This is a genomic window from Serratia plymuthica NBRC 102599, from assembly GCF_001590925.1.
Lineage (GTDB): Bacteria > Pseudomonadota > Gammaproteobacteria > Enterobacterales > Enterobacteriaceae > Serratia > Serratia plymuthica.
In genome coordinates this window covers 13,022-31,443 of record NZ_BCTU01000013.1, presented here as the reverse complement: position 1 = coordinate 31,443, position 18,422 = coordinate 13,022, and the positions used below count along the sequence as shown (strand labels likewise).

General features: G+C 53.8%; 20 protein-coding genes. 9 read left to right on the top strand and 11 right to left on the bottom strand.

Features of this window, described 5'->3' with window-relative positions; translation table 11 throughout:
* Positions 1 to 93: 93 nt before the first annotated feature.
* A complete protein-coding gene (trhO, locus tag SPL01S_RS09625) occupies positions 94 to 1,161 on the top strand; it encodes an oxygen-dependent tRNA uridine(34) hydroxylase TrhO (protein WP_063199200.1) in 1,068 nt (355 codons plus the stop codon).
* Positions 1,162 to 1,233: 72 nt separating this feature from the next.
* On the opposite strand, the gene SPL01S_RS09620 is transcribed toward trhO, so the two are convergent.
* Positions 1,234 to 1,812, bottom strand: a complete 579-nt coding sequence (locus SPL01S_RS09620) for a YceI family protein (protein WP_004943016.1) — start codon at positions 1,810 to 1,812, stop codon at positions 1,234 to 1,236.
* Between the two features lie 23 nt (positions 1,813 to 1,835).
* Positions 1,836 to 2,390 (bottom strand): cytochrome b, encoded by a 555-nt coding sequence (locus tag SPL01S_RS09615; protein ID WP_006322539.1) that lies wholly within the window; start codon positions 2,388 to 2,390, stop codon positions 1,836 to 1,838.
* Between the two features lie 438 nt (positions 2,391 to 2,828).
* Here SPL01S_RS09615 and SPL01S_RS09610 point away from each other — a divergent pair, with 438 nt between their 5' ends.
* A complete protein-coding gene (locus SPL01S_RS09610; protein WP_062870472.1) occupies positions 2,829 to 3,881 on the top strand; it encodes an AI-2E family transporter in 1,053 nt (350 codons plus the stop codon).
* 121 nt (positions 3,882 to 4,002) lie between these two features.
* On the opposite strand, the gene SPL01S_RS24545 is transcribed toward SPL01S_RS09610, so the two are convergent.
* From SPL01S_RS24545 to pyrC, 7 genes are all read right to left on the bottom strand, one after another.
* On the bottom strand, positions 4,003 to 4,119 hold the full coding sequence (locus SPL01S_RS24545) for a DUF2770 family protein (RefSeq protein WP_073972042.1): 117 nt from the start codon (positions 4,117 to 4,119) through the stop codon (positions 4,003 to 4,005).
* 112 nt (positions 4,120 to 4,231) lie between these two features.
* A complete protein-coding gene (locus SPL01S_RS09605; RefSeq protein ID WP_062870473.1) occupies positions 4,232 to 4,858 on the bottom strand; it encodes a LuxR C-terminal-related transcriptional regulator in 627 nt (208 codons plus the stop codon).
* A 223-nt stretch (positions 4,859 to 5,081) separates the two neighbouring features.
* Positions 5,082 to 6,197: an N-methyl-L-tryptophan oxidase gene (gene solA, locus SPL01S_RS09600; protein ID WP_063199195.1), complete on the bottom strand. Its 1,116-nt coding sequence runs from the start codon at positions 6,195 to 6,197 to the stop codon at positions 5,082 to 5,084.
* 144 nt (positions 6,198 to 6,341) lie between these two features.
* A complete protein-coding gene (bssS, locus tag SPL01S_RS09595) occupies positions 6,342 to 6,596 on the bottom strand; it encodes a biofilm formation regulator BssS (protein WP_004943025.1) in 255 nt (84 codons plus the stop codon).
* A gap of 187 nt (positions 6,597 to 6,783) precedes the next feature.
* Positions 6,784 to 7,056, bottom strand: a complete 273-nt coding sequence (locus SPL01S_RS09590) for a hypothetical protein (RefSeq protein WP_063199190.1) — start codon at positions 7,054 to 7,056, stop codon at positions 6,784 to 6,786.
* A 141-nt stretch (positions 7,057 to 7,197) separates the two neighbouring features.
* On the bottom strand, positions 7,198 to 7,437 hold the full coding sequence (gene dinI / locus SPL01S_RS09585) for a DNA damage-inducible protein I (protein ID WP_006324660.1): 240 nt from the start codon (positions 7,435 to 7,437) through the stop codon (positions 7,198 to 7,200).
* A 78-nt stretch (positions 7,438 to 7,515) separates the two neighbouring features.
* Positions 7,516 to 8,562, bottom strand: coding sequence for a dihydroorotase (gene pyrC / locus SPL01S_RS09580; RefSeq protein WP_063199187.1), 1,047 nt, complete (start codon positions 8,560 to 8,562; stop codon positions 7,516 to 7,518).
* Positions 8,563 to 8,786: 224 nt separating this feature from the next.
* On the opposite strand from pyrC, the gene SPL01S_RS09575 reads away from it, so the two are divergent.
* On the top strand, positions 8,787 to 9,074 hold the full coding sequence (locus SPL01S_RS09575; protein ID WP_013812431.1) for a putative quinol monooxygenase: 288 nt from the start codon (positions 8,787 to 8,789) through the stop codon (positions 9,072 to 9,074).
* 62 nt (positions 9,075 to 9,136) lie between these two features.
* Here SPL01S_RS09575 and rne read toward each other — a convergent pair whose 3' ends face one another.
* A complete protein-coding gene (gene rne / locus SPL01S_RS09570; protein ID WP_063199183.1) occupies positions 9,137 to 12,508 on the bottom strand; it encodes a ribonuclease E in 3,372 nt (1,123 codons plus the stop codon).
* A gap of 552 nt (positions 12,509 to 13,060) precedes the next feature.
* Here rne and rluC point away from each other — a divergent pair.
* On the top strand, positions 13,061 to 14,023 hold the full coding sequence (gene rluC / locus SPL01S_RS09565; protein WP_004943036.1) for a 23S rRNA pseudouridine(955/2504/2580) synthase RluC: 963 nt from the start codon (positions 13,061 to 13,063) through the stop codon (positions 14,021 to 14,023).
* Between the two features lie 15 nt (positions 14,024 to 14,038).
* Here the strand turns inward: rluC and SPL01S_RS09560 are convergent, their stop codons facing one another.
* Positions 14,039 to 14,620, bottom strand: a complete 582-nt coding sequence (locus SPL01S_RS09560) for a Maf family protein (protein WP_147424930.1) — start codon at positions 14,618 to 14,620, stop codon at positions 14,039 to 14,041.
* A 141-nt stretch (positions 14,621 to 14,761) separates the two neighbouring features.
* Between SPL01S_RS09560 and yceD the strand changes: the two genes are divergently transcribed.
* Genes yceD through fabD form a run of 5 tightly spaced genes read left to right on the top strand, consistent with a single transcriptional unit; the run spans position 14,762 to position 18,419 of the window.
* Positions 14,762 to 15,283, top strand: a complete 522-nt coding sequence (gene yceD, locus SPL01S_RS09555; protein WP_004943040.1) for a 23S rRNA accumulation protein YceD — start codon at positions 14,762 to 14,764, stop codon at positions 15,281 to 15,283.
* A 16-nt stretch (positions 15,284 to 15,299) separates the two neighbouring features.
* Complete coding sequence (gene rpmF / locus SPL01S_RS09550; protein WP_004943042.1) at positions 15,300 to 15,467, top strand: 50S ribosomal protein L32; 168 nt, start codon at positions 15,300 to 15,302, stop codon at positions 15,465 to 15,467.
* Between the two features lie 11 nt (positions 15,468 to 15,478).
* Positions 15,479 to 16,513 carry a phosphate acyltransferase PlsX gene (plsX, locus tag SPL01S_RS09545; RefSeq protein WP_020453780.1) on the top strand — a complete coding sequence of 345 codons (1,035 nt, stop codon included), beginning with the start codon at positions 15,479 to 15,481 and terminating at the stop codon, positions 16,511 to 16,513.
* 6 nt (positions 16,514 to 16,519) lie between these two features.
* Entirely contained in the window at positions 16,520 to 17,473 is a 954-nt protein-coding gene (locus SPL01S_RS09540) for a beta-ketoacyl-ACP synthase III (RefSeq protein WP_004943045.1), read from the top strand.
* A gap of 16 nt (positions 17,474 to 17,489) precedes the next feature.
* Entirely contained in the window at positions 17,490 to 18,419 is a 930-nt protein-coding gene (gene fabD, locus SPL01S_RS09535) for an ACP S-malonyltransferase (protein ID WP_063199176.1), read from the top strand.
* The last annotated feature ends 3 nt before the right edge of the window (positions 18,420 to 18,422 follow it).

Genomic DNA, 18,422 nt, shown 5'->3' with positions numbered 1-18,422 from the left:
GAGCGACATTTTCGGGTATTATGTGCGCCGCGCGTGGGCCTGCGGCCTGCGCGCTCAAAATAAGCCACCTCCCGAAAGACAGGAAAGTACACCATGCCAGTGTTACATAACCGAATTTCTAATGAGGAACTGAAGGCGCGCATGCTGGCGGAAACAGAGCCACGCACCACAGTTTCTTTTTATAAATACTTCACCATCGACGATCCCAAAGCGTTTCGCGACAGCCTGTACGTTGAGTTTGACAAGCTGAAGGTATTTGGCCGCATTTATGTGGCCAAAGAGGGCATCAACGCGCAGATCAGCGTGCCGCAGAACAAGTTCGACGCGTTTAAAGCCGCGCTGTTTGCCTCGCACCTGGCGCTGGATCAGGTGCGTCTGAATATCGCCTTGGAAGATGACGGTAAATCTTTCTGGGTGCTGCGCCTTAAGGTGCGCGATCGCATCGTCGCCGATGGGATTGACGATGAGAGCTTCAACCCGGCGAATGTGGGTGAGTATTTGCAGGCCGACCGCGTCAACCAGATGATTGACGATCCGGATACGCTGTTTGTGGATATGCGTAACCATTACGAATATGAAGTCGGCCACTTTGAAAATGCCATCGAAGTACCTTCAGACACTTTCCGCGACCAACTGCCGATGGCGGTTGAGATGCTGCAGGACAATAAAGACAAAAATATTGTCATGTACTGCACCGGCGGCATCCGCTGTGAAAAAGCCAGCGCCTACATGCTGCATAACGGCTTCAAAAACGTCTACCACGTGGAAGGCGGGATTATCGAGTACGCACGCAAAGCGAAAGAGCAGGGATTGCCGCTGAAGTTTGTCGGCAAGAACTTTGTGTTCGATGAGCGCATGGGCGAGCGGATTTCTGACGATGTGATCGCCAATTGCCACCAGTGCGGCGCCGCCTGCGATACTCACACCAACTGCAAGAATGACGGCTGCCATTTATTGTTTATTCAATGCCCGACCTGCGCCGCCAAATTTGAAGGTTGTTGCAGCGAGATCTGCCGCGAAGAGCTGAAGTTGCCGCGTGAAGAACAGCGCGCTCGCCGAGCCGGCCGTGAAAATGGCATCAAGATTTTCAATAAGTCGAAAGGGTTGTTGCAGACCACGATGCACATTCCGGCACCTGAGGATGAAGGCCCAGCAAGCTGAGCCAATGATAAGCGCGGCAGATTTGCCGCGCTTTATACCCGTTGCCTTTCAGGCAACTCATAGCGCGCAGTATTACTTCGCGCGTACGCCTTCGACAGAAATAATCAGCTCAACATCCTGCGATGCCGGGCCGAGATCGGTAGTGATGCCGAAGTCTTTCAGCTTGATTTTACCGTTGGCCGCAAAGCCGGCGCGGTAGCCACCCCATGGGTCATTACCCTGGCCGATCAGTTTGGCGTCCAGCGTGACCGGTTTGGTAACGCCGTTCAGCGTCAGATTACCGACCACGGCATAGCCGTCACCGCTCTTTTTCACTTCGGTGGATTCAAACTTGGCCTGTTTGTTTTTTTCCACGTTCAAAAACTCTGCGCTGCGCAGATGTTTGTCGCGTTCGGCGTGATTGGTGTCGACGCTGGCGGTATTGATAGTGACGTTAACCTTGTCCTTGGACGGATCTTTTTCGTCGAAGGTGAAGCCGCCGTCAAAGTCTTTGAAGGTGCCGTACAACCAGCTGTAACCCAGGTGCTGGATGCGGAATTCGATAAAGGCGTGTTGCCCTTGTTTGTCAATTTTGTAGTCGGCAGCCAGCGCGGAACCGGCGCTCAGCAGCAGTGCGCCTGCGGTCAGGCCCAGTACGGTTTTCTTCAACATAGCAATCTCCATAAATCCAAAGGTTAATCGGCGCTGCTACCCAGCATCCGTTTCAAAGTCACATCACGATCAATAAAGTGATGTTTAAGCGCAGCCAGGCCGTGCAGTAGCGAGAGCACGACGACGGTCCAGGCCAGATAAAGGTGGATAGTGCCGGCGGTATCGGCCTGTTCAGCCATGCCGGTGACGGTGGCGGGGATGTCGAACCAGCCGAAAACGCTGATCGCCTGGCCGTCGGCGGTGGAAATCAGATAGCCGCTGATCAGGATGCTGAACAACACGACATACAGCGCGATATGAGCCAGTATCGCACTGACGCGAGTAAAACGACTGTAGCTGGCCAGCGGTTTTGGCGGCGGTGAAACGAAACGCCAGATCACCCGAACCACCATGACGATGAACAACAGTGTACCGATGCTTTTATGGATTTCCGGTGCCTGGTGGTACCAGACATCGTAATAGCCCAGTGTGACCATCCACAAGCCCAGGGCAAACATGCCGTAAACCGTCAGCGCAACCAGCCAATGGATTAGCACTGAAATATGGCCAAAACGGCTGGCGGTATTTTTCCAAAGCATCTTGTTTCCTTACATTCATCATTTTCTGGGTGCAATAATTAAACTTTAAGAAACATAAAATCAATAATAAATTTAACTATGTTACTTCTTTAGAATATTAATCAGTGAATTTGCGGGAGATTGCGGGAAGTTAATCAGTGAAATCGTCGTAGTGAATATCGTCATTTGAATTTGTTTTGTTCGTTACCCATTGAAATAAAATCATTTTATTTATTTCTGTCAGCTTTTGTCATTTTACGTAAATGCGGTCTTTTTCTTAACAAATAATCCGCTAGCAAAGAGCGTCGATTATTTCCAGTCTGATTTTGGCAAGGGTGCGGATTTTCTTGCTGGCTGGTGTTTATCGGCAGTTTACCTGCGCTGCAGCGGCAGAGTTTGCTAACATAAGAGGCATCTGGCGGCCCTGTGGGCCTGGATTGTCAATACAAAGGAAATGTCATGGGCCGAACCCTTTTGACCGATCGCAGCCTGCGTCTGGCCATTATGTTGGCGATGCTGGTGATTATCCTTGCCGGTATTAAAGCGGCGGCAGACATCGTGGTGCCGTTCATGCTGGCGGTATTTCTGGCGATGATACTGAACCCGCTGGTGGCGCAACTCGAACGCTGGCGGATACCGCGTGTGTTGGGGGTTAGCTTATTGGTGGTGGCCGTGGTGGTAGTGCTGATGCTGTTTATCGGCATGCTGGGTGCCTCGTTGAATGAGCTTGCCCGTTCATTGCCGCAATACCGCGGCATGATGATGGAAAAACTGCGCGAGCTGCAACATTACGCCGATCGTTTCAACATTACCCTGTCCACCGTGGCGATGCTGCAGTATGTCGACCCAAGCGCAGCGATGAACCTGGTCACTCGTCTGCTGAGCCACCTTTCCGGCGCTATGACCAATATCTTCCTGCTGCTGATGACCGTGGTGTTTATGTTGTTTGAAGTACAGTTGCTGCCTTACAAGCTGCAACAGGCGCTGGACAAGCCCAGTGAGGGGATTGCCAATATTCAGCGTGCGCTGGAGGGGGTGACCCGTTATCTGGTGATCAAAACGGCGATCAGTCTGGCGACCGGGATTATTGTCTGGGTGTTCCTTGCTGCGGTCGGCGTACGTTTTGCATTTATCTGGGGGTTACTGGCATTTTTGCTGAATTATATTCCCAATATCGGTTCGGTGATCGCCGCCATTCCTCCATTGATTCAGGCCCTGTTGTTTAACGGCTTTGGTGATGCGTTAGTGGTGGCGGGGGGCTTTATCATGATCAATCTGGTGATTGGCAATATGCTGGAGCCGAGGATCATGGGGCGAGGGCTGGGGTTGTCGACGCTGGTGGTCTTTCTTTCGCTGATTTTCTGGGGATGGCTGATGGGGCCGGTAGGCATGTTGCTCTCGGTACCGCTGACTATTATTGCCCGCATCGCGCTGGAAACCACTGAAGGGGGGCATAAAATGGCCGTTATCCTCGGCGATGGTCGGCCGGGCAAGAAAGTCACCTCGGAGTAAAGAAAAATCAGAAAGGGGGAGAGCGGGCGCGTAGCGCGTCCGTGACGACAATCTGCCGGGGGCTCAGAAACGCCTGAAACACAAACGGGGAAGGTTGACGTAGCGCCTTGAGTCAGGTCATTCAGGCCATAAAGAAGAAATAGACATCAAGCGCTAGCACCAGTAGCCACAGACAGAGGTACAGCACCAGATGTTCGCGTACATTGTTGACGATCGCCGACAGTATTTTGTTTAGCATTCTAAGCAGCCAAAAGGTTAGGACCGCTGATTATAGTATTTTTGTAGCCAACGTTAATACTGCGATAGGGCAAAGTGTGGGATCAGAGGTGAGTTTCACCTCTTTGAACAAGTCATACGGCCAGCAGAGACAGCGACATCGGGGCGGCCGGCGCGCTTGGCGGGTAGAAATAACGCAGTACGTTATAGAGAGAGTAAAACTCCAAGCGGTTGCGGGCGTTGATTTTTTCCGTGATATGGCGTTTGTGAACATAAACCGTGTGTGAGCTGATTTGCAGCTTTTTCGCGATACGGTAATTCGGCATTTCCGCCATCCAGTGTTTCATCACCGTCAGTTCTTGCGGGCTGAACAGGGAGTGTTCAACGCCACGATCCATCAGTGCAACAGGTTTTTCCCTCAGCATACGCAGGGTAACGGGCAAAATACTTTTGTTGAACAGGAAGGCGTTATCAGCGATGCGCATCGGTGTTTCGCTGTAGGGATAAGGCGTGTCCAGATAAATAAACAGCAGCGCCGAGGGGCTGGCCTCAATAAAAGCCTGCAACTGAGTATCGTCGTCGTTATAGCGGCAATGCTTGGTCAGGTTTACCAGGATGTGGCTCGGCTGGTAACTGCTCAGAAGCGGCATCGCCTGCTCAATGCTGTGACAACAGGTGGTCTGAGCGAAAACATGGTCAGAAAAATAGTTGTCGATTCCGACCCGGGTGAAGCAGCATTCGTCCACGACAAGCAGTTTCATGGTGACGTCCTTGTTGATCGAAAAATTACTTGGGCATATCAGCTGTAAAATAAGACTTACACCATAGAGGATCAATTCGGAAATCCGGATACTTGTGTCAGAAATTTCCGTTGCCAGATTTTTTATATGATTTTTTAATGAGTTATAGACGTGGTGAATTGTAACCGAGGGGGAAACCGCAGCCCGCGCGGGTTAACGGGTGCGGTTAGTGAATGGGAAAAGGTTAATTAAAACGTTTTAGCGCAAAGGGTGAGATGTCTACTGGCGGGTTTTTATCTTCGGCAAACAGGGCGGCGATCTCGCCCAACACGCTGGCAAACTTGAAACCATGGCCGCTCAGACCGCTGATGACCATCAGTCGATCGCATCCCGGGACGGTATCGATAATAAAATCTTCATCCGGACTCATATCGTAACTGCATGCTTCCCCATGTAAACATACCCCTACACCCGGTAAAAATTGGCGCAGGAATTGGAAGACTTCAGTGCCATCACTGGTAAAACTGCCGAAAGGTTTGCGTTGCTCTGGCGCATCCATCTCCTGGCCGCCGTCATGCTTACCCACTTTCAGCCCGTCGTTATCGGCGGGAAAACCGTAATAATGGTTGCCGTCCTGAGCCTCAACGGTAAAAGCCGGGAAACGGTTATTGACGCTGTAACGGCCATCCGCCTGATGCCATGAAAATACTTTTCGCAGTGGTACGATAGGTAACTGCGGCAGCAGCGCTTTTACCCAGGTGCCGGCGGTAACCACTGCTTTTCGGCCCCGGAAGCGGCCTTCAGAGGTGACGACTTCGACACCGCCATTAATAGGTTCCACTGCGCTGACGGGGCAATTGAACAGTTGGCTGCACCCGGCTTCATTAGCCAGTTTGATCAGGCAGGCGACGGCCTGTTCCGAGCGCAGGAACCCGGCATCAGGTTCAAACACGCCAATATAACCTTCAGGCGCGTTGAATTCGGGCCAACGCTGGTTGATCTGTTCTGTACTGAGGTTTTGCGTGTTGAGGCGGAATTTTTGCGCGCTGTGTTGGGCATTGCTGATGAATTCAGAATGCTGCGGCCCGAGGTTCAGTACTCCGCAGGCCTGAAACAGTTCTTCGCCGGTTTGCTGAATCAGTGCGTTCCACAGGGCCTGGGCGCGCAGAATCAGTGGCACATACTTTTCACCTTCGCCATAGGCATGGCGGATGATTCGTGTATCGCCGTGGTGGCTGCCGTTACGGTGTGGGGGCATCGCGCTGTCGATCATTAATACTTTCAAGCCGGATCTCGTAGCATAGTAACCCGCCGCTGCGCCTACCGAACCGCTGCCCACAACAATTAAGTCATATTCCACGTGCCGTAACCTCTCTGATATACGTTTCTTATCGGGCTATGATAAAAGGTTGGGCGCAGCAATGCACCCGTTGCGCCGTTGTGCCGGCAAAGAAAAAGGCGCCAGAGATAATCGCTGGCGCCTTAGGCTTTTTGGAGCAGTAAATTAGTGTTTTTTACGATCAAGGTCCTGGTAATCCGTTGCTTCAATCTTGGCAATGCCGGCTTCTAAAATATTGATTAATTGGCGTGCGACATCTGTAGTTAACCAAAGCGTTCTGTCTACTTGGGCTTCTTCTGGCGTCTGGTCTAGTGAAGACAGGTAATGAAGGCGTATCATCATGGCGTCATAAACGTCGACAGTACTAATATCCCAACCAACAAGCGGGTGTGTCTGAATTACTTCATCATTTCTGTCCATAAAGACCCCTTATTGAGTAGTAACTAACGTGAGTGACTAACGAGGATCAATGCGGCTCATCATCATGTGAGCAATTACAGTATACGCATATGGTTTCTGCGGTGGAGCTTTTCCATCCTTTTTTGCAAAATAAATATAATTATTCTACTGGCTGGCCAAGGAGGCCTGCGTGACGGGCATGCGGCAATCATTCAGTATCAGGAGGGGCGCTGTGTAACCGTTTCTCAAGCTCGGCGGCCAGATGCGCGAAATGCTGCTGCGTTTCGGCATCGCGATTCTGATTTTGCGCTTCCAGTTTCAGGCTGTGGATCAGCAATTGATTGGCTTTGTCATCCAGACCAAAAGCCAGATAGGAGAACGCAACTTCCAATACGTTCAAGCGCCGTTTTTGATCGCCAATCAGCGCCAGCAGCTCGCCAAAGGTCATCGTTTCTTCGGATTTTATCTTGTCCGGGGCCATGTCAAACACCTCCTGTTAAAAACATTCAGTACAGACCAGATAAGGCATTTCTTCCAGCATAAATTGAAGGGGGGAGGTGAGCGCGGTTTCAAAGGCAAAAAAGCCGGGGAGCGACCCCCCGGCAAAAACAGCATTGCAGTGTTATTCTGCGCTGAACCACTCGTCTGCGCTTTCCCAGGTTTCCTGGAGGATTTCAGCGATAAGGTCTTTATCCGTTTTTAGGCCGCCAAGCACAGAAAGCCCGTTAGAACCGGCATAACGTACCTGAACTACGGCATCTGGAAATTGACGATTTACCCGCTTGCCCAGCTCGCCGGTCAGGGCTTCAATTGCCCCTGGCGGTAGCGGTCTGGTTTTATCTATAGTGACTTCAACACGCATGATTGCCCCCGAAGCGATTTACTGGTTATTTATACAGTTAAGTTCGTGCGGGAGCAAGAGGTTGCGTTAAAAAAGATTTTACGCCTTCACGGACCAGCTCAGGGTCTCCCCAGCCAGGAATGGCACAACCGTTTCGTTACCCATGGCTATCTCTTCCGGTTGCGTCGTCGGCACACGTTGCAGTTCGATAAAGTCGGCATTAACCGGCAGGCCATAAAAACGTGGGCCGTTCAGCGAGCAGAAGGCCTCCAGATGCTCCAGCGCGCCCAGTTGTTCGAATACGCTGGCATAGGCCGGGATGGCATTCGGGGCGTTAAATACACCGGCACAGCCACAGCTTGACTCTTTGCGGTGCTTGGCATGCGGCGCCGAGTCGGTGCCGAGGAAGAAGCGCTCGGAACCGCTGGCGACTGCTTTACGCAGCGCATCCTGATGAATGTTGCGTTTCAGGATCGGCAGGCAGAACAGGTGCGGGCGGATACCACCAACCAGCATATGATTGCGGTTAAACATCAGGTGCTGCGGTGTGATAGTGGCGCTAAGGAAACGATTGCCTTCCTGCACATATTGAGCCGCTTCTTTGGTCGTGATGTGCTCGAAGACGATTTTCAACTCCGGGAACTGCCGGCGGATTGGCTCCATAACCTGTTCAATAAAACGCGCCTCGCGATCGAAGATATCTACGGCTGCGTCGGTCACTTCACCGTGGATCAGCAGCGGCATACCGATTTTCTGCATTTGTTCAAACAGCGGGTAAATACCTTTCACATCGCTGACACCGTGGCTGGAGTTGGTGGTGGCGTTGGCAGGATACAACTTGGCGGCGGTGAACACGCCTTGCTCAAAGCCGTTGACCAATTCGGCGGCGGCCAGCGAGTTGGTCAGGTAGCAGGTCATTAATGGGGTGAAATCGTGATCCTGAGGAACTGCGGCCAGAATGCGGTCACGATAGGCCCGTGCAGCCTCTACGGTAGTGATTGGCGGAGCCAGATTCGGCATCACAATCGCCCGGCCAAATACCTGACTGGTATAGGGCAGAACCGTTTTCAGCATGTCGTCATCACGCAGATGGATGTGCCAGTCGTCAGGGCGGCGGATTGTCAGGGCTTGAGGTTGTGCGGTCATGTTGCAAGGCTCCGGCGGTCAGAAACACGTCTATATAAAAGCGAATAATGGGGGTTATTCACGCCGGGGTGTAAGGATAAGCGGAAAGCGTCTTTGATGCATCTGTTTGTTCACGCCAAGTTGAAATCAATTGGCTTTCGGGCGCATAGTGACAGGGATTTTAACGATCCCCGCGTCATAACTGCTGGGTTATCAACGTTTATCATGTGGAATGGGAGAAAGAAATGGAAGTACGAGTTATTGCCACCCTGCAGGCGAAACCTGAATTTGTGTCCGCAGTCAGCGACACTGTGCATGAGATTATAGAACCAAGCCGTCAGGAGCTGGGCAATCTGCAGTATGATCTGCACCGCGATCTGGAACAGCCTGGCACCTTCGTGTTCTTCGAGCGTTGGGCAAGCGCAGAAGCGTTGGAAAAACACAACGCCACCGAGCACTTTAAACAGTTTGTCAGCCAGCTCGACGGCAAGCTGGACTTGCTGGATATCAAACAATTGAAAAAAATTGCCTGAACCGATTTTTTGACAAGAAAAAACCCGCCATTTGGCGGGTTTTTTTATCGGAGCAGATTAACTTATTCGTTAACCGGCTGCGGTTTGGTTGCCGGCGCTGTGGCTTGATTCACCGCAGCATGACCCCCCGCCGAGCCTTTACCTTCGAAATTGAAGGAAGGGCGTTGCCAATCGCTGCCTTTCTGCTCTTCCGGCTCGTAAGCCGGCGCTGGGGCCTTGGTCATTGGCGCTGTGGCGATATGTTTATAGAGTGTACCCTGCACCGGCGCTGGCTGCTGAACAACCGGCGGTTTTTCTGCAACAACAACCGGAGCAGCAGCTTCCTGAACAGGTACGGCCTCAACGATGATCGGCGCTGGCGCTGCGACAGGCTCAACAACAACGGCAGTCTCTTCCGCAACGGCAGCGGCTTCAACCACCGGGGCTGCTTCGACGTTCGTAGCTTCTTCAACCACGGTAGTCTCTTCAACCACGGTAGCTTCTTCAACTACTGGCGTCTCAGCCTGCGGTACCGCAGCCGTTTCCTCCAATTGAGCCGAAATGACCGGCGCAACAGTTTCAACTTCCGGCTGGGCTTCTTCTGCAATGACAACCTCAGCGGTTTCTACCGGTGCGATGGTTTGTGCTGCAGCCTCAGCGATAACCGGAGCGGCTACGTCGACAGCTTGTTGTGCCATCACGTTGTCGGCAGCGATTTCGGTAGCATCGGTCTGAACTTCAGCTTCTTCAATCACTTGTGCTGTTTGTGTTACAGGGTAACTTACCCATACCTTGCCAGAAGCCATTTCCGGAGAGGCGAAAGCCCCAGCCAACGGCATTGGCGACTGGGCAGGGTAACGCTCATCACGGTAACGGCGACGGCGCTGACCGCTCACGCGCAGATGGCGTGGCGAGCGGCGTGAACGGCGTGGCATGCCATTTTCGCCGTTGCGGTTGTCGCCCTGAACGTCATCTTCAGCCGGTGTCTCAAGGGTTTCTGGCAGCAATTTAACGCTGTCTTCTTCCAGAGCCGGTTTCACGTCCTGGGTTTTCACCACTGGCGCTTTAGGGGCCAGCAGCTCTTCCGCTGCGCGATGCAGTTCTTCTTCCGCGGACAATACGCGAACTTTCTGCGACAGAGGACGACGCTGGCGACGCTGCATGTTTTGCTGCTGGCGTTCTTCCAGATCTTCATCGCTGATAACGTTGGTGCTGGTGTCTACACTTTCCAGTGCAGCCACTTCCTGCTGAGCCTGGCGCTTCTCTTCCTGACGACGGCGCTGGCGTTCGGCACGCTGGTCACGGCGTTGTTGCTGGTCTTCACGCTGTGCCTTGGCGGCTTCTTCAGACTGTGGCGCCTCGGCAACCGGTGCGGCAACCTGCGGTGCATTGCGGCGGTTGTTACGGCGCTGTTCATCGCGCACTTCACGCGTTTCACGGCCTTCACTGCGATTGTCGCGCGGCTCACGATTTTCACGTGGTTCACGGTTATCGCGCTCGCGATTGTCACGGCCTTCGCCGCGTTCCTTGCGTTCGCCACGTTCAGGACGATCGCTACGCTCACCACGTTCTCCGCGTTCACCACGTTCTTTACGGCCAGAACCCTGACGGCGTTGACCACGGCGATCCTGGCGGCGGTTTTCACCGTTGCCTTCGGCCTTAGGTGCTTCAACGGCAGGTTTGGCTTCATCAACCGGTTGTTCTTCACTGGCGAACAGCGCTTTCAAACCACCGAACAGGCGGCCCAACAGACCAGGTTTTGCAGCGGTTGGGGCGCTTGGTTTGGCCACGACAGCGGCAGCAGCGGACTGTACCGCCACAGGTTCTTCGGCAGGCGGCGGAGCGTCAGCCGCCAGAGAGAACGAAGCCAGAGCCGGTTGTTCCGGACGCTTGCGCTCCATCGGCGCATCTTCCAGTGGCTGAGCCATCTCTTCTTCGTGCAATTTCGGCAGCAGGTAGCTCAGGGTTGGAGTCTCTTCGCCTTTGCGCACACGCAGCACGGAGTAGTGCGGAGTTTGCATCTGATCGTTCGGCACGATGATCGCTTTCACGCCACCCTGACGTTTTTCGATTGCGCTCACCGACTCACGTTTTTCGTTCAGCAGGTAAGATGCGACCTGAACCGGCACGATAGCGTGAACTTCTTTGGTATTTTCCTTCAGCGCTTCTTCTTCGATCAGGCGCAGAATGGAAAGTGCCAGCGATTCGTTATCACGGATGGTGCCGGTGCCGTTACAGCGAGGGCAGACGTGATGACTGGATTCACCCAGTGACGGGCTGAGGCGCTGACGCGACATCTCAAGCAGGCCAAAGCGGGAAATGCGGCCGATCTGGATACGCGCACGGTCCTGACGCACTGCGTCACGCAGGCGGTTTTCTACTTCGCGTTGGTGGCGCACTGGGGTCATATCGATGAAGTCGATAACGATCAGGCCGCCAAGGTCACGCAAGCGCAGTTGGCGAGCGATTTCGTCCGCCGCTTCCAGGTTGGTGTTGAACGCAGTTTCTTCGATATCGCCACCGCGGGTTGCTCGCGCGGAGTTGATGTCGATGGCGGTCAAGGCTTCGGTAGTGTCGATGACGATCGAGCCGCCGGAAGGCAAGCGAACTTCACGCTGGAAGGCGGATTCGATCTGAGACTCGATTTGGTAATGGCTGAACAGAGGGATTTCACCGCTGTACAGTTTGATTTTGCTGCTGAAATCCGGGCGGCCCAGAGCAGCGATGTGCTCTTTTGCCAAATCGAGAACTTTAGGGTTATCGATCAGGATTTCGCCGATGTCCGGGCGCAGATAGTCACGGAATGCGCGCACGATCACGTTGCTTTCCTGATGGATCAGGAACGGAGCAGGGCGGCCTTCGGCGGCTTTCTTGATGGCTTCCCAATGCTTCAGACGGAAAGACAGGTCCCACTGCAGCGCATCGGCAGATTTGCCAACGCCCGCGGTACGAACAATCAGACCCATGCCATCCGGCAATTGCAGGGAGGAAAGCGCTTCTTTCAGTTCGGTACGGTCGTCACCCTCGATGCGGCGGGAAATGCCACCGGCACGCGGGTTGTTCGGCATCAGCACCAGATAACTGCCGGCCAGACTGATGAAGGTGGTCAAGGCTGCGCCTTTATTACCACGTTCTTCTTTGTCAACCTGAACGATAACTTCCTGGCCTTCGCGCAGCACATCTTTGATGTTCGGGCGACCATGAGAAGAGTAGTTACTTGGGAAGTATTCGCGGGCGATTTCTTTAAGAGGGAGGAAACCATGTCGTTCTGCGCCGTAATCAACGAACGCTGCTTCAAGACTTGGCTCAATACGAGTGATTTTGCCTTTGTAAATATTCGCTTTTTTCTGTTCATGACCTGGGCTTTCAATGTCCAAATCATACAGCCGCTGTCCATCTACAAGGGCAACACGCAACTCTTCCTGCTGAGTTGCGTTAATCAACATTCTTTTCATCTTAACTTACTCGTTATTTTTACATTATCGACAAAGCTGCGGGCAAAATAACCTCATGGCCGGGTTAAAACCGAAAACCCCGTGTCTTCTCGCAAAGTCGTCAACCTCACGGTTGTCGCCTGCATAGGGGCGCATTATCTCGGTAAGCCTGTATTTCTTTGTGAAAAACAGCACTTTTACTAGGGGAATAGCCTCTGATTTACGTCGACAGATCTGATTCCGTTTGCCGGCCAAGCTGCAACCCGCAGCCCGCTAATTGTTTGATTTCGCATTACGTCTTACGCCATTGCTGCGTTTTTGCGCCATCAGACAAATTTTATAATCCCACCGTTTTCCCTGTTTAACGAGAATCAACGTGGAAAGTAAACGCATTATTCCACTGCTGATGCCGTTATAGCAAGGTGACTTTTCCTTAACTGCGGAAGAAATCGCAAACGTTCAAACCGGCTTGCTGCCTTATTGTTCGCTGGGGTTTCGTCTGCAGTCAGAGAGACAGTTAAGCACAGAAAAAGAAGTGGCGCTATTTACTCGCTCTATTTAGAATCCCGCTCCATGAAAACGAACATTCCTGCAGTACAATTAATCACGATTTCTGACGACGAAGCCGGTCAGAGAATCGACAACTTTTTGCTTGCCCGCCTGAAAGGCGTGCCGAAGAGCATGATTTACCGCATCGTGCGTAAAGGCGAGGTGCGGGTTAATAAAGGACGCATCAAGGCAGAATATAAACTGGCCGCCGGCGACGTGGTGCGTATTCCGCCGGTGCGCGTTGCCGAGCGTGAAGAAGCGCCAGTCTCCGCCAAACTGGATAAAGTGGCCGCGCTGGCAGATTGCATCTTGTATGAAGACGATCACCTGCTGCTGCTGAACAAGCCATCAGGCACGGCAGTACATGGCGGCAGCGGCCTGAGCTTTGGCGTGATCGAAGGCTTGCGCGCGCTTCGCCCGGAAGCCCGCTTCCTGGAACTGGTTCATCGCCTTGATCGCGATACCTCAGGCGTGCTGTTGGTGGCGAAAAAACGCTCTGCACTACGTTCGCTGCATGAGCAACTGCGCTTGAAGGGGATGCAGAAAGATTATCTGGCGCTGGTGCGCGGCCAGTGGCAGTCACATTGCAAAGCGGTGCAGGCGCCACTGCTGAAAAACATTTTGCAGAGCGGTGAGCGTATTGTTCGCGTCAACAGCGAAGGCAAGCCTTCGGAAACACGCTTCAAGGTGGAAGAGCGCTTTGAGCACGCAACGCTGGTCAAAGCCAGCCCGATCACCGGGCGCACCCATCAGATCCGTGTGCACACCTTGCATGCCGGGCATCCGATAGCCTTTGACGATCGTTATGGCGATCGCGAGTTCGATCGCCAACTGGCGGGTACCGGGCTCAAGCGTCTGTTCTTGCACGCGGCTGCTTTGCGTTTCGAACATCCGGGTACCGGCGAAACGATGCGTATCGAAGCGCCGATGGATGAAGAGCTGCGTCACTGCCTGCAGGTGTTGCGCAAGCAGTCTCAGGGCAAATAACGCAACCCTTTTATCCTATGCCAGCGGGTTGATGCCTTCAGCCCGCAGCATTTCCAGCAGGGCGATCAACGGCATGCCGATCAACGTATTGGGGTCCCGCCCCTCCAGCTTATCGAACAGCGCAATCCCCAATCCTTCACTTTTAAAGCTGCCTGCGCAGTTGAGTGGTTGCTCAAGTCGCACGTAAGCGCTAATTTCAGCCTCGCTCAGCGTGCGGAAATGTACGTGAAAGGGTTCGCACAGTACCTGCAGATGCCTGCTGCGGCTGTTATACAACGCCAGCCCGGTATAAAAGGTGACTTTCTGGCCGCTGGCCTGGCGCAATTGAGCGCAGGCGTTCTCTTCCGTGTGCGGTTTTCCGGTGATTCTTCCTTCGATCACGCAGACCTGATCGGAGCCGATAATCAGATGTTCGGGGTAGGCGGCAGCCAGCGCCTGGGCTTTCGCTGTGGCCAATCGCAGCACCAGCGCCTCGGCGCTTTCCCCCGCCAGCGGGGTTTCATCCACCTGCGGCGCCGCGCAAAGGAAGGGCAAGTGCAGCTTTTCCAGTAGCATCTTGCGGTAGGTCGAGGTGGAGGCAAGGAGAAGTCTTTGCATAATTTTTTTCGCAAACCGTAGCGTAAATAGAGTGGGCATTTTAAACTGTCCGCCGCTGAGGAAGCGAATAATGGTGAAAGGTACCGTTTTACGGCCTTTTTCTTTGACTCTACGTCGTTACAAAGTTAATATGCGCGCCCTATGCAAAAGGTAAAATTACCCTTGACCATTGATGCGGTACGTACCGCTCAGAAACGCCTGGACTATGTTGGTTCCTATGCGCCTGAGCAGGTTACACGTGTTGCCGACTCCGTGGTCAGTGTGGACAGTGATGTTGAGGTTTCGTTATCGTTCGATATTGATAACCAACGCCTCGCGGTGATAACAGGGCATTCGGACGTTCAGGTAACCCTGATGTGCCAACGCTGTGGTGTCCCGTTCGAGCGTCATATCCACACAACATATTGTTTTAGCCCGGTCGTCAATGATGAGCAGGCTGAGGCATTACCGGGAGCGTACGAACCGATCGAAGTCGATGAGTTTGGCGAAGTCGATCTGTTGGCAATGATTGAAGACGAAATTATTCTTTCACTGCCTGTCGTCCCGTTACATGAATCTGAACACTGTGAAGTGTCCGAAGCGGACATGGTATTTGGCAAACTGCCTCCAGAGGCGGAGAAACCGAATCCATTTGCCGTATTAGCCAGTTTAAAGCGTAAGTAATTAAGGAGTAAGGTCCATGGCCGTACAACAAAATAAACCAACCCGTTCCAAGCGTGGCATGCGTCGTTCACACGATGCTCTGACCACCACCACATTGTCTGTTGATGCGACTTCTGGTGAAACTCATCGTCGTCACCACATCACTGCCGACGGTTTCTACCGCGGTCGCAAGGTTATCGGCTAAGTAGCGGTACCTTGACTCGTCTAACCCTGGCGTTAGATGCAATGGGCGGGGACTTCGGTCCCTGCGTCACAGTGCCTGCTTCATTGCAGGCACTGGCCTCTAATTTACAGCTTCATCTCCTGCTGGTCGGCGATCCCGACGCCATCTCTCCTTTACTTGCCAAAGCCGATCCGGTTCTTCTGGAGCGTTTGCAAGTCGTGCCCGCTGAATCAGTGATTGCCGGCGACGCCAAACCCTCACAAGCGATACGCGCCAGCCGTGGCACATCTATGCGCATTGCGCTGGAGCTGACCAAAAACGGCGATGCGCAGGGTTGCGTCAGTGCAGGTAATACCGGTGCATTGATGGGTCTGGCGAAAATGCTGATTAAGCCGCTGGACGGTATTGAACGTCCGGCGCTGATGACCGTGATCCCAAACCAGCAGCTCGGTAAAACCGTAGTGCTGGATCTGGGCGCCAACGTTGAATGCGACAGCACTATGCTGGTGCAGTTTGCGGTAATGGGCGCAGTGATGGCCGAAGAGGTGGTGGGTATTGCGCAGCCCCGCGTGGCGTTGCTGAATATTGGTGAAGAAGAGACCAAAGGCCTGGATAATATCCGCGAAGCGGCCGCCGTGCTGAAAAACACCCCGGCAATCAATTATATTGGTTACCTGGAAGGCAATGACCTGCTCACCGGTAAAACCGATGTCCTGGTCTGCGACGGTTTCGTGGGTAACGTCACCCTGAAGACCATGGAAGGGGTGGTAAGAGTATTTTTATCGCTGCTGAAATCATCCGGAGACGGTGGCAAGCAGGCGTGGTGGTTAAAGTTGTTAGGCCGTTGGTTGCAAAAACGGGTGGTAAAGCGGTTCGGCCACCTGAACCCCGACCAGTATAATGGCGCATGTCTGTTAGGATTGCGCAGCACCGTAATCAAGAGCCACGGCGCTGCGAACCCACACGCGTTTGCAGTAGCAATCGAACAGGCTGTGCAGGCGGTGCAGCGGCAAGTCCCTGAAAGGATTGCTGCGCGCCTTGAAGCTGTATTACCTAAGAGTGACTGATCGTACATGTATACAAAGATTCTCGGTACGGGGAGTTATTTACCCGTACAAGTGCGCACCAATGCTGACCTTGAAAAAATGGTGGATACCTCTGACGAGTGGATCGTCACGCGTACCGGTATCCGTGAGCGCCGTATCGCTGCCGCTGATGAAACTGTGGCGACGATGGGCTTCCATGCTGCTGAAAAAGCGCTGGAAATGGCAGGTGTGGCTAAAGAAGACATCGGGTTGATCGTAGTTGCGACCACCACCTCAAGCCATGCATTCCCTAGCTCCGCTTGCCAGGTGCAGCAGATGTTGGGCATTAAAGACTGCGCGGCCTTCGATCTGGCCGCAGCCTGCGCCGGTTTTACCTATGCGCTGAGCGTGGCCGATCAGTACGTCAAGAATGGCGCGGTGAAACATGCGCTGGTGATCGGCGCGGACGTGCTGTCACGCACGCTGGATCCTGAAGATCGCGGTACCATCATTCTGTTCGGTGATGGCGCGGGTGCGGTGCTGTTGGGCGCGTCCGAAGAGCCGGGCATCCTGTCTACCCATCTGCATGCCGATGGTACCTACGGCGGCCTGCTGACGCTGCCGTTCAAGGATCGTCAGGATCCGGAGCAGCCGGCTTACGTTACCATGGCCGGCAATGAAGTATTCAAAGTTGCGGTTACCGAACTGGCTCACATCGTGGAAGAAACGCTGCAAGCCAACAATCTGGACCGCGACCAGCTGGATTGGCTGGTGCCACACCAGGCCAACCTGCGCATCATCAGCGCGACGGCGAAAAAACTGGGTATGGGGATGGAGAAAGTGGTAGTGACGCTCGATCGTCACGGCAACACTTCTGCCGCCTCGGTCCCTGCAGCGTTCGACGAAGCCGTGCGTGACGGGCGGATCCAGCGCGGCCAACTGGTGCTGCTGGAAGCCTTTGGCGGTGGTTTTACCTGGGGCTCGGCGCTGGTCCGTTTCTGATTAACAGGAAGAAAAAATGACGCAATTTGCTTTTGTTTTCCCAGGTCAGGGGTCTCAGGCTCTTGGCATGTTGGCCGATTTGGCTGCGCAATTTCCGATCGTTGAAGAGACTTTCAGCGAAGCCTCGTCCGCCTTGGGCTATGACCTGTGGCAGTTGGTGCAGCAAGGCCCGGCGGAAGAGCTGAACAAAACCTGGCAGACGCAGCCGGCATTGCTGGCCGCTTCCGTGGCGATTTTCCGCGTCTGGCAGCAACAGGGCGGTAAAACGCCTGCGATGATGGCCGGCCACAGCCTGGGTGAATACTCGGCATTGGTGTGTGCGGGCGTGCTGGATTTCCAGGCGGCGATCCGCTTGGTTGAACTGCGCGGCAAACTGATGCAGGAAGCGGTGCCGGAAGGCACTGGCGCGATGTTCGCCATTATCGGCCTGGATAACGAGGCTATCGCCAAAGCCTGTGAAGAATCCGCTCAGGGTCAGGTTGTTTCCCCGGTGAACTTCAACTCGCCGGGGCAGGTTGTCATCGCCGGCAACAAAGAAGCGGTCGAACGTGCAGGTGCGGCCTGTAAAGCCGCGGGCGCCAAGCGCGCGTTGCCGTTACCGGTGAGCGTGCCTTCGCATTGTGCGTTGATGAAGCCGGCGGCAGACAAGCTGGCCGTTGCGTTGCAGGAGATTACCTTCAGCGCGCCGCAGGTCGCGGTAGTGAATAACGTCGACGTGCGAACTGAAACCGACCCAGAAGCCATCCGCAGTGCGCTGGTACGCCAGCTGTACAGCCCGGTGCGCTGGACCGAAAGCGTAGAATTTATGGCAGCACAGGGCGTTACGTCGCTGCTAGAGGTTGGTCCGGGTAAAGTTCTGACCGGTCTGACTAAACGTATTGTTGACACCCTGACGGCGGCGGCTGTTAATGACGCAGCCAGCCTGTCAGCGGCGCTTGAACAATAAAGA